At 68.3% G+C, this 14,196-nt stretch carries 18 protein-coding genes and 1 tRNA gene; 18 read left to right on the plus strand and 1 reads right to left on the minus strand.

Annotation, left to right across the window (positions count from 1 at the left end; genetic code table 11):
- Positions 1-7: 7 nt before the first annotated feature.
- The 13 genes from efeO to GNX95_RS20170 all read left to right on the plus strand — a co-directional run bounded on the left by efeO (position 8) and on the right by GNX95_RS20170 (position 10,444).
- Positions 8-1,153 (plus strand): iron uptake system protein EfeO, encoded by a 1,146-nt coding sequence (gene efeO, locus GNX95_RS20110; protein WP_163508945.1) that lies wholly within the window; start codon positions 8-10, stop codon positions 1,151-1,153.
- Positions 1,140-2,372, plus strand: a complete 1,233-nt coding sequence (gene efeB / locus GNX95_RS20115) for an iron uptake transporter deferrochelatase/peroxidase subunit (RefSeq protein WP_163508946.1) — start codon at positions 1,140-1,142, stop codon at positions 2,370-2,372. Before efeO ends, efeB begins: the two co-directional genes overlap by 14 nt.
- A gap of 177 nt (positions 2,373-2,549) precedes the next feature.
- Positions 2,550-2,771: a hypothetical protein gene (locus tag GNX95_RS20120; protein WP_163508947.1), complete on the plus strand. Its 222-nt coding sequence runs from the start codon at positions 2,550-2,552 to the stop codon at positions 2,769-2,771.
- Positions 2,772-2,855: 84 nt separating this feature from the next.
- The gene (locus GNX95_RS20125; protein ID WP_163508948.1) at positions 2,856-3,374 is read left to right on the plus strand and encodes a thioredoxin domain-containing protein; all 519 of its coding nucleotides are present in this window, start codon (positions 2,856-2,858) and stop codon (positions 3,372-3,374) included.
- Positions 3,371-5,164, plus strand: coding sequence for an ABC transporter ATP-binding protein (locus GNX95_RS20130; RefSeq protein ID WP_222853772.1), 1,794 nt, complete (start codon positions 3,371-3,373; stop codon positions 5,162-5,164). The genes GNX95_RS20125 and GNX95_RS20130 overlap by 4 nt, the downstream gene beginning before the upstream one ends.
- Positions 5,161-5,559, plus strand: a complete 399-nt coding sequence (locus GNX95_RS20135) for a S26 family signal peptidase (RefSeq protein ID WP_222853773.1) — start codon at positions 5,161-5,163, stop codon at positions 5,557-5,559. Before GNX95_RS20130 ends, GNX95_RS20135 begins: the two co-directional genes overlap by 4 nt.
- 39 nt (positions 5,560-5,598) lie before the next feature.
- Complete coding sequence (locus GNX95_RS20140; protein WP_163508949.1) at positions 5,599-6,324, plus strand: TetR/AcrR family transcriptional regulator; 726 nt, start codon at positions 5,599-5,601, stop codon at positions 6,322-6,324.
- A gap of 61 nt (positions 6,325-6,385) precedes the next feature.
- Entirely contained in the window at positions 6,386-7,141 is a 756-nt protein-coding gene (locus GNX95_RS20145; RefSeq protein ID WP_163508950.1) for a GAF domain-containing protein, read from the plus strand.
- A gap of 42 nt (positions 7,142-7,183) precedes the next feature.
- Entirely contained in the window at positions 7,184-7,357 is a 174-nt protein-coding gene (locus tag GNX95_RS20150) for a hypothetical protein (protein WP_163508951.1), read from the plus strand.
- 43 nt (positions 7,358-7,400) lie between these two features.
- Positions 7,401-8,327 (plus strand): MerR family transcriptional regulator, encoded by a 927-nt coding sequence (locus tag GNX95_RS20155; RefSeq protein ID WP_163508952.1) that lies wholly within the window; start codon positions 7,401-7,403, stop codon positions 8,325-8,327.
- Between the two features lie 125 nt (positions 8,328-8,452).
- The gene (locus GNX95_RS20160) at positions 8,453-8,863 is read left to right on the plus strand and encodes a PPOX class F420-dependent oxidoreductase (RefSeq protein ID WP_163508953.1); all 411 of its coding nucleotides are present in this window, start codon (positions 8,453-8,455) and stop codon (positions 8,861-8,863) included.
- 40 nt (positions 8,864-8,903) lie between these two features.
- A complete protein-coding gene (locus tag GNX95_RS20165; RefSeq protein WP_163508954.1) occupies positions 8,904-9,620 on the plus strand; it encodes a class I SAM-dependent DNA methyltransferase in 717 nt (238 codons plus the stop codon).
- Positions 9,621-9,631: 11 nt separating this feature from the next.
- Entirely contained in the window at positions 9,632-10,444 is an 813-nt protein-coding gene (locus GNX95_RS20170) for a spermidine synthase (protein WP_163508955.1), read from the plus strand.
- A 9-nt stretch (positions 10,445-10,453) separates the two neighbouring features.
- On the opposite strand, the gene GNX95_RS20175 is transcribed toward GNX95_RS20170, so the two are convergent.
- The gene (locus GNX95_RS20175) at positions 10,454-11,101 is read right to left on the minus strand and encodes a nitroreductase family protein (protein ID WP_163508956.1); all 648 of its coding nucleotides are present in this window, start codon (positions 11,099-11,101) and stop codon (positions 10,454-10,456) included.
- 102 nt (positions 11,102-11,203) lie between these two features.
- On the opposite strand from GNX95_RS20175, the gene GNX95_RS20180 reads away from it, so the two are divergent.
- The 5 genes from GNX95_RS20180 (at position 11,204) to GNX95_RS20200 (ending at position 13,866) form a co-directional block, all read left to right on the plus strand.
- Complete coding sequence (locus GNX95_RS20180) at positions 11,204-11,764, plus strand: YqgE/AlgH family protein (RefSeq protein WP_222853774.1); 561 nt, start codon at positions 11,204-11,206, stop codon at positions 11,762-11,764.
- 68 nt (positions 11,765-11,832) lie between these two features.
- Complete coding sequence (locus GNX95_RS20185; RefSeq protein WP_163508958.1) at positions 11,833-12,210, plus strand: cupin domain-containing protein; 378 nt, start codon at positions 11,833-11,835, stop codon at positions 12,208-12,210.
- A gap of 4 nt (positions 12,211-12,214) precedes the next feature.
- Complete coding sequence (purU, locus tag GNX95_RS20190; protein WP_163508959.1) at positions 12,215-13,069, plus strand: formyltetrahydrofolate deformylase; 855 nt, start codon at positions 12,215-12,217, stop codon at positions 13,067-13,069.
- 73 nt (positions 13,070-13,142) lie between these two features.
- Positions 13,143-13,215: transfer RNA gene (locus tag GNX95_RS20195), tRNA-Ala, on the plus strand.
- A gap of 297 nt (positions 13,216-13,512) precedes the next feature.
- Entirely contained in the window at positions 13,513-13,866 is a 354-nt protein-coding gene (locus GNX95_RS20200; protein ID WP_163508960.1) for a hypothetical protein, read from the plus strand.
- Positions 13,867-14,196: the final 330 nt, after the last annotated feature.

Below are 14,196 nucleotides of genomic sequence, written 5' to 3' on the forward strand. Positions count from 1 at the left end.
ACGCACAATGCGCACAGTCCGCTCACCTCTCGCGCTGGCCGCGGTGGCAGTCGCGGGTCTCGCTCTGATCGCGGGCTGCGGAGGATCGCCGGCGGCGACCGGTGGCGCGTCCTCGAACAAGATCAAGGTGACGCTCACCGACGACGGCTGCACGCCGGACCGTACGACCGTGCCGGCCGGCTCGTACGTCTTCTCGATCACCAACCAGAGCGCGACCAAGTCGACCGAGGTCGAGCTGCTGGACGGCGAGCGGATCATGGGGGAGAAGGAAAACCTCACCCCGGGACTGTCCGGCGAGTTCACCCTGGCGCTGACCGCGGGCACCTACAGCCTCTACTGTCCCGGCGCGAAGACCGACACCGTCAAGTTCACCGTCACGGGCGCCGCCGCCGGGTCGAAAGACCAGGCCACCGCTGCGCTGCTGAAGACGGCCGTGCAGCAGTACGCCGCGTACGTGAAGACCGAGGTCGGTGCGCTGGTGACCTCGACGAAACCGTTCGTCGACGCGGTGAAGGCCGGCAACGTGGCGCAGGCCAAGCAGCTCTACGCCGCCGCGCGCGTGCACTACGAGCGCGTGGAGCCGGTCGCGGAAAGCTTCTCCGGTCTCGACCCGGCGATCGACGCGCGCGAAAACGACGTGCCGGCGGCGCAGTGGACCGGCTTCCACAAGATCGAGCAGGCGTTGTGGGTCAAGAACTCGACGGCCGGGATGGCGCCGGTGGCCGACAAGCTGCTGGTGGACGTACAGAAGCTCAACACCCAGGTGGCGGCCGCGACCTACCAGCCGGCGCAGCTGGCCAACGGCGCCGGCGAGCTGCTCAGCGAGGTGTCCAAGAGCAAGATCACCGGCGAGGAGGAGCGCTATTCGCACATCGACCTGGTCGACATCCGGGCCAACGTCGATGGCGCGAAGCAGGCGTACGCGCCGCTGGTGCCGGCGCTGAAGCGGGTCGACGCGACCCTGGCGAACACGGTCAGCGCCAAGTTCGCCGCGGTCGACACACTGCTGGACAAATACAAGGACGCCGGCCAGCCGGGCGGCTACAAGCTCTACACGCAGCTGGCGCAGACGGACACCAGGGCCATCGCGCAGGCGATCGACGCGCTGGCCGAGGCCGAGTCGAAGGTGGCGGGCAAAGTTGTCGGAAAGTAGGCGGATCTCGCGGCGCGGACTGCTCGGCGCGGCCATCGGCGGCGGCGTCGCCGTCGGCGCTGGTGGTTACGCGCTCGGCCACACGCTGAGCTCCACCGCCGCGGCGGCCTCGACCGGCTCGCCGGCCGTACCGTTCTACGGTGAGCACCAGGCCGGCATCGCGACCCCGGCGCAGGACCGGCTCGCGTTCGCGGCCTTCGACCTGACCAGTACGAGCCGCGACGACCTGCGTGAGCTGCTGGTCACGTGGACGCAGGCGGCGGTGAAGATGACCGCCGGCCAGCCGGTCGGGCCGACCGAGACGCTGCCGGACGAGCCGCCGGTCGACACCGGCGAGGCGATGGGCCTCGCGGCCGGCGGCCTGACGCTCACCATCGGTTTCGGACCGTCGCTGTTCGACAAGCGCTTCGGCCTGGCCGCGAGGAAACCGGCGGCCCTGCAGCCGCTGCCGCCGCTGCCCGGCGACGAGCTGCGGCCGGAGATCAGCAACGGCGACATCGGCGTACAGGCCTGCGCCGACGACCCGCAGGTGGCCTTCCACGCCATCCGCAACTTCGCCCGGCTGGCCCGCGGTGTGGCGGTGCTGCGCTGGTCCCAGCTTGGGTTTGGCCGTACGGCCACGACCAGCAGCAGCCAGGCGACGCCGCGCAACCTGATGGGTTTCAAGGACGGCACCAACAACATCAAGCTGGAGGACGACGCCGACCTGCGCGACTTCGTCTGGGTCGGCGACGAGACCGACCAGCCGTGGCTGCGCGGCGGCAGCTACCTGGTGACCCGGCGGATCCGGATGCACATCGAGTCGTGGGACCGCGACCGGCTCGGCGACCAGGAGGCGGTCTTCGGCCGGGTCAAGACGACCGGCGCGCCGCTCGGCGGCAAGGACGAGTTCGACCCGGTCGACCTCGGCAGCCAGTCGCGGGTCGCCGCCAACGCGCACATCCGGCTGGCCGCGCCGGCCAGCAACGGCGGCCGGAAGATCCTGCGGCGCGGCTACTCCTACACCGACGGCATCGACGCGCGTACCGGTGAGTTGGACGCCGGCCTGTTCTTCATCTGCTACCAGCGGGATCCGGCCAAGCAGTTCGTTCCCATCCAGCGCAAACTCGGTGCCAACGACGCGCTGAACGAATACATCACGCACACCTCCAGCGCCGTCTTCGCCTGTCCGCCAGGAGCGTCCGCCGGCAAACCGTGGGGTGCCGACCTGTTCCGGTAGGCCTTTAGCGCTAAATATGTTATTGGTACTCACGAGTCGGGAAATTTTCCGCCGCTGCCGGCTCGCGTATTGCGCCGCCAACCGGCGGCGGCTACATTCCGCGCTGTCTCCACCCGGGTACGCCGCCGGCAGCGTACCCGGGCTCATCACGGCATCCTGACGAAGAGAGCTGATGGCATGGTGGCAACGATCAGGGACAGAATCGAGCGGCTGAGCGACCGGATGCTCGGCCGTCTCGTTCCGAAGATGACCGCGGACGCGGTGGTGTGTACGTGGGCGAAGTGCGGCTGTGGCTACGGATTTCCGCCGACGATGTATCTCCGGCAGGCCTACCAGCTGCGCGACGAGCTCCACGACACCGCCTGCGGTGACTGCGCGCTGAGCAACGACCGCTGCTGACCGAGGTCCGACGATCGCGGTGGTGCCGATTCTTCGGCATCACCGCGGCTTTTCCGGTGTCCCTTTCTCGACGAGGCGGAACTGATGGCCGTATTGATCGCGATCGTGGTCCTGGTCGGTGCGCTGTGCCTGCTCGACCTTGTCCTGACTTTTGGTGTGGTGCGGCGGTTACGTGAGCACGCCGAGACCCTCGAGCGGCTCCTGGAACGGCGTAGCAGCGCGAATGTCCCGGCGGCGGGCCGGTCGGTCGGTCAGCTCACCGCCGCCACGGTCGACGGCGAGCGGCTGTCGTTCGTCGGCGCCACGGCCGTGGTTTTCGTGTCCCCGGAATGCGAAAGCTGTCGTACGGACCTGCCTGACCTGGTGGCGTGGGCCGGCGACCGCGACCGTGAGCGCGTACTCGTCGTGGTCGACACGACCTATTCCGACGGCGCTGATTTCGTGGCGGCGTTGGAAAAAGTCGCGCAGGTCGTGCTCGACGGAGCTGACTCGGGAATTCGCGAGACCTTCGGAGTGGAGGGCTATCCGATGTCCTGCGTCGTCGTGGACGGCGTGGTCACCGAGTTCGTGCCGCGCTTCTCCCGACTGCCGGCATTGGTGTGACCGCCGCGTTCCGGCTGACCGGCCTGGTCTGGCGGTCGGCTCCATGGCATGCCGTCGCGTACCTGCTGGTGACCCTGCTCGGCGGCCTCACGCCGGTGTTCGTGGCGTGGCTGACGAAGCTGGCACTGGACCGGTTGGTGAGGCCAGGTCCGGTCGGTGTGCTGCTCGCGCTGGCAACCGGCATCGCGGTCTGGGGACTGGCCGGCGCGCTCAACCCGCAGATCGCCGACTATCTGCGCGCCGAGCTCGACCGCCGCGCGAGCCTGCGTGCCAAGGACACGCTTTTCGCTGCCGTGGAACGGCTTTCCGGCCTGTCGAGGTTGGAGGATCCGGAGTTCCTGGACCGGCTGCGGCTGGCCGAGCAGAGCGTGATTAACCCGGGTCAGCTGATCGACTCGACGCTCCAGCTCGGCCGCGGCGGCATCACCCTGATCGGATTTGTCGGCTCGCTCGCGATCGTCAGTCCGTGGTTCACCGCCGTCGTGCTGGCCGCGGCCGCACCGGCTCTGCTCGTCGAGCTGCGGTTGGCCAGGCAGCGTACGGACATGATGCTCGCCCTTACCCCAATCCAGCGCCGCGAGCTGTTCTACGCGACGCTGCTCGGTGCGGCGCCGGCGGCGAAGGAAATCCGGCTCTTCGGCATCGGCGCGTTCCTGCGCGAGCGCATGATCGCCGAAGTGCGGCGCGGCAACGCCACTCGTCACCAGATGGACCGCAGGGAACTGGTGCGCCACGGCGCACTGATCGCGCTCGCCAGCACGATCGCCGGTGGCGGTCTGCTGTGGGCCTTGTTGTCGGCCGGCCGCGGCGAGCTCACCGTCGGCGACGTTTCGTTGTTCGTCGCGGCAACCGCCGCCGTGCAGGGGGCCGTGACCGCGATGGTGAGCGCGGCCGCGCGTACGAGACAACAGGCGTTGCTTTTCCAGCATTTCGACGCTGTCGTGTCGGCCGGACCGGACCTGCCGGTGTCGTCGCGCCCGTGCGAGATTTCCGAGCTGCGCAACGGAATCGAGCTGCGGGATGTCTGGTTTCGTTACTCCGACTCGCATCCCTGGGTCCTGCGCGGTGTGAACCTTTTCCTGCCGCACCGGTCGACGGTCGCGCTGGTCGGTCTCAACGGTGGCGGCAAAAGTACGATCGTGAAGCTGCTGTGCCGGTTCTACGATCCGACGCGCGGTCAGATCCGCTGGGACGGCGTCGATGTCCGCGACCTTCCGGTCACCGAGCTGCGCGGCCGGATGGGGGCCGTTTTCCAGGACTTCATGGCATACGACCTCAGCGCGACCGACAACATCGCGGTCGGTGACCTGTCCGCGATCGCCGACCCGAGCCGGATCGAACTCGCGGCTCGACGCGCCGGCGTACACGACGCGATCCAGGCTTTGCCGCGCGGCTATGACACGTTGTTGACCAGGGCCTTCTTCAGCGCATCCGGCGACGGCAAGGAGACCGGCGTGATGCTGTCCGGCGGTCAATGGCAACGTGTCGCGCTGGCCAGGGCGTTTCTGCGTGAGGATCGCGACCTGGTGATCCTGGACGAGCCGAGCGCGGGCCTGGACGCCGAAGCCGAGCACGAGGTGCACTCGCGGCTGCGCGAGATCCGGTCGGGACGTACCAGCCTGCTGATCTCGCACCGGCTCGGCACGATCCGCGACGCCGACCTCATCGCCGTACTCGCCGACGGCGTCATCGCCGAGCAGGGCACGCACGCCGAGCTGCTGGCGGCGGGCGGCGCGTACGCGCGGCTGTTCAACCTGCAGGCCGAAGGGTATGCGGCGGCGACCGCGTGATCGCCGTCGTCGCGTTGCTGGCGTTGGCGGTCGGCGGAGTTTTCTGGCTGCGCGCACGATATGCGATGATCACCGTACGCGGCCAGAGCATGAGTCCCGCGTACGCGCACGGCGACCGCCTGCTCGTAGTGCGCCGTAAGCGCTGCGGCGTCGGCCAGTGCGTGGTGTTCGCCGACCGGCGGCGTGAGGGCCGTAACGGCTGGATCCTGAAGCGCGTCGCCGCGGCGCCAGGTGATCCCGTGCCCGCGCAGGTCCGCGCGGCCGTACGCGACGAGCGGGTGCCAGCCGGACAGCTGGTCGTACTCGGCGACAACGCGGCTCACTCCACCGACTCGCGGCAGTTTGGCTATGTGGCGGTCAGCCGCGTACTCGGAGTCGTGCTGCGGCGGCTGTGACGCCGTGGCTTAGTACGGTGTACGCAGAGGAGGACGCGTATGCCGGACAACCAGGTCCCGTCGGTGTGGATGCGACCGGAGAAGTCCGGCCGCGGCCCGCATCCGGGGCTGAGCCGGGCGGAGATCACCGCGGCCGCGATCCGGCTCGCCGACGCCGAAGGTCTGGAGGCGGTCTCGATGCGCCGCGTGGCGGCCGAGCTCGGCTCCGGCACGATGTCGCTCTATCGGTACGTACGCCGGCGGGACGAGCTCGTCGAGCTGATGTACGACGAGGTGCTCGGCGAGCACGAGCTGCCGGCCGAGCCGTCCGGCGACTGGCGCGCCGACCTGCGGCGGCTCGCTGTGCAGAGCCGGCTGGTCATGCTGCGTCACCAGTGGATGGCCGCCCTGTTCATCGCCCGGCCGTCGATCGGGCCGCGGTCGCTGCGGCTGATGAACTTCGAGTTGTCCACTATGGATAGCCTTGGCCTCGATATCGACAGGGTGATGGGTTTCGCCGGCATGGTCAGCGCCTTCACGCGCGGGTTCGTGCAGGCCGAGCTCGCGGAGTCCGAGGCGGTACGCCGGACGGGGCTGACGGAGGACGAATGGCGGACGGCGACGGCGCCGTACATCGGACAGGTGATCACCCCCGACCGCTATCCGGCCCTCTATCGCTTCATGGTGGAGGCCGACGACAACCCGGATCTGGACCAGGCTTTCGAGGCCGGTGTCGACATCGTGCTGGACGGGATCGAGCTGGCCATCCAACGTCACTCTCGGTAGTGACAGATGTGACCAGTCGGGCCAATGTGGTGTACTCTCTGTACATGAGAGGCGACGGACAGTGACGATTGACTGGTGGCGGCGTAACTGGCTGACGCTGACCCTCACCGCGGTGGGTGTCGGCGCGGCGGTCGGCGCCTTCGTCATCGGCATCCAGGCCGGCGCCGCCTCCGGCCTGCGGCAGGTCCTGCTGGTCACCGCCGGTGCCGTGCTGACCGGCCTGGGGATCGTCGTCGCCGCGCTGGAGAGCTATCGGCGCGAGCGCGCGCGGCGCAGTGCCGAACAGGTCGCCGAGGCAGCGCAGGAAAGCCTCATGCTCACGCTCAACGGCACGCTGGCGCCGATCACCAGCTATCTCGGCGAGCTGGCCGTCACCCGCGACAAGTCCGACCGGCGGTTGCTAGTCGGTCAGGTGCTGCAGGCGGCCGTCGATGCCGCCGTACGGCTCACGTCGCCCAACGCGCGCAGCACGTACTACGAGTACGACCCCGGCCACAACGTGCTCACCAGGGTCGTCTGGGGTGGCCGGTCGAGCCAGCCACGCGAGCGTTTCCTGCCCGGCACCGACGACGGTGACCTGGTGCTTGGCCTGGTCCGCAGCGGCGACATGGTGTTCGTCAGGGACATCGACGCGGAGACGACCGTGCTGCCGCGGTCGGACTATCGCACCCTGATCGCCGTGACGGTGACGGCCGGGCCGGCTCGGCTCGGTCTGCTCACCGTCGACTCGCTCATGCCGGGTGAGCTCACCGAGATCGACAAAGAGCTGGTCAGAGTGCTGGGGAACCTGCTCGCCGGCGGTATCGCTCAGGTCTGATGACGAGTAAACTCGTGGATCGGGTTTGTGAGGGGGAGTCGGATGGTCCGCGAGAAGGTCTCCCAGGAGTCTGGCCGGCGCTGGATCAAGGGCGAGCTGCCGGCCGCGGAATACTTCCGCAGAGCGAAGAATGTCGCCGCCGAGACCGCGAAGAAGACCGTGCAGGCACGGATCGCGCGTACGTCCAAGCTGTCGCTGCTGGCGTTTTGGCGCTAATCACACTTGAGTCTCCAGTAGCTGGAGAGTGCACGGTGGTCGCATGACCTCTGGCGACACCCTGTACTCGATCGGCGAGCTGTCCCGGCGTACCGGCCTCACGGTCCGGACGATCCGGTTCTACTCGGACGAGGGCCTGGTGGAGCCGACCGACCGGACTTCCGCCGGTTACCGCCGTTACGACATCACCGCGATGGCGCAGCTGGACCTGGTCCGCACCCTGCGTGAGCTCGGCGTCGACCTCGACACGATCCGCGGCCTGCTGGCCGGCGAGCGGACCGTCGGCGAGGTGGCCGCCGCGCACGCCGAGGCGCTGGACGTGCAGATCCGTACGCTGCGGCTGCGGCGAGCCGTGCTGCGCGCGGTGGCCGCGCGGGGGTCAGCACCCGAGGAGCTCAAGCTCATGCACAAGCTGGCGCGCCTTTCCGAGCAGGAGCGCAACCGGATCCTGACCGACTTCATCGACGAGGTGTCGGAGGTGGCGCCGACCTCGGACTTCGCCACCATGATGCGTACCGTCACGCCGGACCTGCCGGACGACCCGACGCCGGCGCAGGTGGACGCCTGGGTCGAGTTCGTCGACCTGGTCTCCGACCCGGACTTTCGCGCTCGTATCAAGGGAATGTTCGTACGCGGCGCGACGAACCCGGACGCGCCGAAGGTCTCGGCGGAGGCGCAGAAGGCAGTGCTGGAGGCCGCACACCTGGCCCGGCAGGCGATCGCCGACGGCATCGCCCCGGAGTCGGCCGAAGGCGGCCGGCTGGTCGGCGGCATGGTCGTACGCATCGCCGGCGACGACTCCGCCGAGGTGCGCGCGAAGCTGCTCGACGACATGGCCGCCGGCACCGACGCACGCGCCGAGCGCTATTGGCAACTGCTGGCGGTGATCCGCGGACAGCAGCCATGGCCGGAAACCACGCCAGCCGCCACCTGGATCATGGACGCCATCCGCGCGCATCCGCAGCCGTAAGCCCGCTGCGCGGCCGGCGGTCTCGGCGATCAGGGGTCGCCGAAACTGTCGGCCAGCGCTGCCGCCTCCGACCGACATTTCAGCGCCGGCCGGAATATCAACCGGCCGGCGATGTTGGACGGGACATGAGCGAAGACGCGCTGACCAAACTGATCGCCGGGTCGCACCACGGCGTACTCGTGACGCTCAAGCGGGACGGCAGGCCGCAGCTGTCCAACGTCTCCTACGCGTACGACGCCGGCGTCATCCGCGTGTCGGTCACCGACGACCGGGCCAAGACGCGCAACCTGCGCCGCGACCCGCGCGCCAGTTTTTACGTCACCAGCGGCGATTTCCGCTCGTACGTGGTGGCTGAAGGCGACGCCGAGCTGTCCGCGGTCACCACCGACCCGCACGACGCGGCGGCCGACGAGCTCGTCGAGGTCTATCGGTCGATCGCCGGCGAACATCCCGACTGGGACGAGTTCCGCGCGGCCATGGTCGAGCAGCGCCGGCTGGTCGCACGCATCCCGGTCGGCCGCGTGTACGGCATGTGAGTCGAGGCCGCCGCGAGGCAGCGCGGCTAGCCTGCCAGCCATGTGGGATGACGACGTAGCCGGCGTGTACGACCTCGTCTACCAGGCTCGCGGCAAGGACTATCGGGCCGAGGCAAAGGAAATCGCCGACATCGTACGCGGCCACAACGCGGCCGCCGACTCACTGCTCGACGTGGCCTGCGGCACCGGAGCGCACCTCGCCGCGATGGCCGAGCTGTTCGGCCACGTCGAGGGACTCGAGCTGTCGGAGGGGATGCTCGGCGTCGCCAGGGCAAAGCTGCCGCAGGTGGCGATCCACGCCGCCGACATGTGTACGTTCGCGCTGGACCGCGGTTTCGACGCCATCACCTGCCTTTTCAGCTCGGTCGGCTATCTGCCGTCTCTCGACGCGCTCAACGCCGCGATCGGCCGGATGGCCGCGCATCTCGCGCCAGGTGGCGTGCTTGTCGTGGAGCCGTGGTGGACGCCGGACCGCTACGTCGACGGCTACGTCTCCAGCCAGCTGATCCAAGAGGACTGGGGATCGATCGCGCGGCTTTCCCGCACCCGACGCGAAAATCAGCGTTTCGTCCGGATGGACCTGCATTTCCTTCACGCGACAGCCGATGGCATTCGGCATTTCCAGGAAAACCACCGCATCGCGCTGTTCAGCCAGGCCGAGTATCTGGCCGCCTTCGACCTTGCCGGTTGTCCGGCCACTCTGGTCGAGGACACCTCGACCTACCTCGGCCTCTACGTGGCGGTCAAATCCGGCTAGCCTGCTGTCCGATGAGCAGAACACGCCAGCCGGGCACGTTTCCGACCGACAACGGGACCGCCGAGCTGTCCAAGGACCTGGATGTCGCCGACGGCTGGCTGCTCCGCCTCGACGGCGTCCCCAACTCCTACGTCGACCTCGACGATCCGACCCGGCTGGAGTTCGAGTACGTGCGGTGGATCGGCGACGTGCTCGACGCACTTCGGCCGGCCGGCGAGTCGCTGGACACCGCGCATCTCGGCGGCGGCGGCTTCACCCTGCCGCGATATGTGGCCGCCACCCGGCGAAACTCGATGCAGGTGGTGTTCGAGTACGACGAGCAGCTGGTCGCCCTGGCGCGATCGGAGCTCGGACTGCGTACGACTCCACGGCTGCGAGTGCGGGTCACCGACGCGCGCCGCGGCGTCGAACGGCTGCCGGCGGCGCGCTATGACGTGGTGATCCGCGACGCGTTCGTGGGCGAGCTGGTGCCGGATCACCTGACCACGGTCGAGTTCGCCGAGCAGGTACGCCGGGTGCTGCGCGCCGACGGCACCTACCTGTGCAATGTCGCCGACCGGCCGCCGCTGCCGGTCGCCCGCCGGGAAATCGCCACGCTGCGCGCGGTTTTCGAGCACCTGCTGGTGATCACCGAGCCGGCGATCCTGCGCGGCCGGCGATACGGCAACCTCGTGCTGGTCGGCTCGAACGCGCCGCTGCCGGAGCAGGCCGTGACGCGCGCCGCCGCTCGCGGCGCCGTCGCCGGCCGCGTGCTGGGGACCGAGCGTGCGATGGAGCTGGCGGGCTCCGCGGCCGTACTCACCGATCCGCTGGAACCCGCCTGACGGTCCGCTCTACCAGCGGTCGCGATGGATGATCGTCTCCACCGGCGGCCGCTTTGCCGGCTTGAAGGTGTCGCCGGTGTAGTACGCGGTCGGCAGCAGCACTCCGGTGTAGATGTTGTCCGGGATGCCGAGCAGCTTCTTGATGTCCTCCTCGTACGGGAGGTGCAGCGTCGTCCACGCGGTCCCCAGGCCGCGAGCGCGCGCGGCCAGCGCGTACGACCATGCCGCCGGCAACAGCGAGCCCCACAGACCGGCCTGGGTGCCCGGCGGGAGCGTGCCGCCCGGCACGTGGATCGCGGCGATCACCAGCGCCGGCACCTCGTGCATGTGGTCGGCCAGGTAGGTCGCGCTGTCGACGACCCGGCCCTGCTGCGCGATCCGGTCGTCGTCGCCCTTGTAGAGTTCCTCGGCCGGCTTGCCGGCGCTTCGGTAGGCGTAGAACGACTTCCGGTAGTAGTCGGCGATCTGCTTGCGCAGCTCCGGATCGGTCACGACGATCCAGTGCCAGCCCTGCGAGTTGGAGCCGGTCGGGGCCTGCGTGGAGATCTCGATGCATTCCCTGATGAGCTCTTCGGGCACCGGCCGGGTCAGGTCCAGCCGTTTGCGTACGCTGCGCGTCGTGGTGAGCAGTTCGTCCAACGTGAGTTCGCTCGTCATAAGCCCCATCCTGACCGCTGATCGACGTTTTGTAAGAAGCGGTCGAGATGCATTCGGCGGCCGGCAGGACACAGGGCCGTCCCGCTTGGCATGATCTGGACCATGGCGGACAGACAGCTGACGGGACGGCTGCTGGTCGCTACGCCTGATCTGAAGGATCCGCACTTCGAGCGTACGGTCGTGCTGCTGGTCGCCGACGAGCCAGGCGGCACGCTCGGCGTGGTGCTCAACCGGGCGACCGAGGTGCCGGTCGCCGACGTACTCGACAAGTGGGCTCACCTGGTCGGCACGCCGCCGGTGCTCTTCGAGGGTGGTCCGGTGCAGCCGGACGCGGCGATCTGCCTCGCGCTGGCCAACCCGGAGGGCTCGCCGTCCGACGGCTTCACGCGTATCGACGGACCGGTCGGCACCGTCGACCTGTCCAGCGACCCGGACGACCTGGCAGCCGGCGTACGGCAGCTGCGGGTCTTCTCCGGCTATGCGGGCTGGGAGCCCGGTCAGCTGGAGCGCGAGATCCGCGAGGGCTCGTGGTTCGTACTCGACACGCTGCCGGGCGACGCCTTCGTGGAGGCGCCGGACGACCTGTGGTCGATGGTGCTGCGCCGGCAGGGCGGCATCATGGCCGCGGTCGCCGTCTATCCGTCCGACCCGACACTCAACTGACACTGGTCCGGGATTTCCGGCCGAAACTGGCGCGGTTCAGCAGACCAGATCGTGCGTACGGTCGACGCATGACCACATTGACAACACTGCTTCACGAGGTGCCGCCCTTCCTGCCGGACAACGGCGAGGTGATGACGGCGATCATCGAACTGCCGCCAGGAGACTCCGGCACACCACCGCACCGGCACAGCGGACCGGTCTTCGGATATCTGCTCGAAGGCGAGCTGCTCTTCGAACTGGAAGGCGAGGCGCCGTACGTCATCCGCGCCGGCGAGGCCTTCTGGGAACCTGGCGGCGACGTCATCCACTACCAGGCGGCCAACAACCTGCCGGACGCCTGGACACGGTTCGTCGTCGTCATGGTCGGCATGCCAGGCCAACCGATGCTCACCCTGGTCGACGAGGCCGAGCTTCGCGCGCGAGCGGATCGGCGGGTCGTACGGTGAGGCGGTGCACCGTGGACGACGCTTCGTACTGACCCTGTCGTGTCCCGACCGAGTCGGCGTGGTCGCCGAGGTCGCCGGCCTGCTCGCGCGGCACGGCGGCTGGATCGTGGAGGCGAGCCATCACTCCGACAGCGAGTCGGGACGCTTCTTCATGCGCCAGGAGGTGCGCGCCGACTCGCTGCCCTTCGACGCCGATGGCCTGCGTGCCGCGTTTGAGCCGGTGGCCGCGCGATTCGACATGGACTGGCAGGTCACCGACACCGCGCGTCGCAAGAAGATGGTCGTACTCGTGAGCCGGCAGGAACACTGCCTCTACGATCTGCTGGCCAGCTGGCGCTCCGGCGACCTGGAGGTCGACCTGGCCGCGGTGATCAGCAACCACGACGTGCTCCGCGGCGTCGTCGAATGGCACGGCGCGCCATACCACCACCTGCCGATCGCCGACAAGGCTCAGCACTTCACGGCGATCGGCGACCTGCTCGAACGCATCCAACCGGACTGCGTCGTGCTCGCGCGCTACATGCAGGTGCTGCCGGAGTGGCTCTGCCGCGCGTACGCCGGCCGGATCGTCAACATCCACCACAGCTTCCTGCCGTCCTTCGCCGGCGCGCGGCCGTACCACCAGGCATACGAGCGCGGCGTCAAACTGATCGGCGCGACCTGCCACTACGTCACCGCCGACCTCGACGCCGGCCCGATCATCGAGCAGGACGTCGTACGCATCGACCACTCCGACTCGCCGGAGGACTACGTACGCTATGGCAAGGACGTGGAGCGTACGGTGCTGGCGCGCGGCGTACGGCTGCACCTCGAGGACCGCGTGCTGCTCAACGGGAACCGTACGGTTGTCTTCAGCTGACCCCCTCTCGTACGGGGGGCGTACCGGTGCATGTAAGCTTTCTCTTGCGTGTCCGGCCGGTGAGGCCAGGCATGGGGCTGTGGCGCAGCTGGTAGCGCACCACACTGGCAGTGTGGGGGTCAGGGGTTCGAGTCCCCTCAGCTCCACAGAGGTAGGACCTTTGACAAGCGGCATTCCCGCAGGTCAGAGGTCCTTTTCTGCTTCTAAACGATCTTGCTAACTGTCCACAGTAGACACTTAGCAATGCTTTGTTCATATTTTTGGGAGGATTCATGGGAGCGAAAGGTGTGGGGGTCACCCTCTCGCGCAGTGATCTACATCACGCCGCGTCGCTGATCTCTCGCAACCTCCGTCAACTGCTCTGAACGGCACCCAACGCCTTCAGGTTTTTCCTCGCGAGCAGCGCCCAGTCGGAGTTCGTGGCACCAGATCTCCTTGAGTCGATGACGCCGGGTCTGGGGGTCACGACGACCGCGCTCGCGTGCAGTCGCTTTCGCGGCCGAGAATGGGCGCCGATGATGAACGATGAGTGCATGAGCGGATCATCGGAGCCGTGGGTTTACGACGGCCGCTACTACCAGGTCGTCAAGTTCAGTGATGTCAACGATCGGGACGGGTATGGGTGGGAACTGGAGGATCTGGCCCCATCGCCGGTTCGGGGTCCTCTGCTTGAAGTCTTCCTGGATGACACCAGTCGTGCATTCACCTTCAGAGCCTTCACCGACCAGCCGTTGCCGGTCGACCTCGTCCATCGCCTTGTCACCGAGGCCATGCGCGACGTCTCATTGATGGAGTGATTGCTAGCTTCGCTCGGTCGACCTCCGCCGTTTGGGCACCCTGTCGGTAAGCCCGCCAGGTCAGAGACGACATCGGCGTAGGGTCCACCGCATGGAGAGCGTTGTCGGTAGCGCGTCCGAGAAGGACGGTTGCCAAAGTAGCCGGCCGTGGTGACCGGCGCGCCGCCAGCGAGTCCGGCCGAGGCTGCTCAATTGGCGGGTCGGCACGGCAACCAGGTTGGCCGACTATTGGTGAGTGAGTCACGAGGTCATCATGCACCCGGAAAATGCGAATGGGACCTCGTGGCAATGGTTGGCCTCTCCGCCGACCGTCGCAGCGCAGTCGCGTGG

Source organism: Fodinicola acaciae, assembly GCF_010993745.1.
In the GTDB taxonomy this organism is placed as follows: Bacteria; Actinomycetota; Actinomycetes; order Mycobacteriales; family HKI-0501; genus Fodinicola; species Fodinicola acaciae.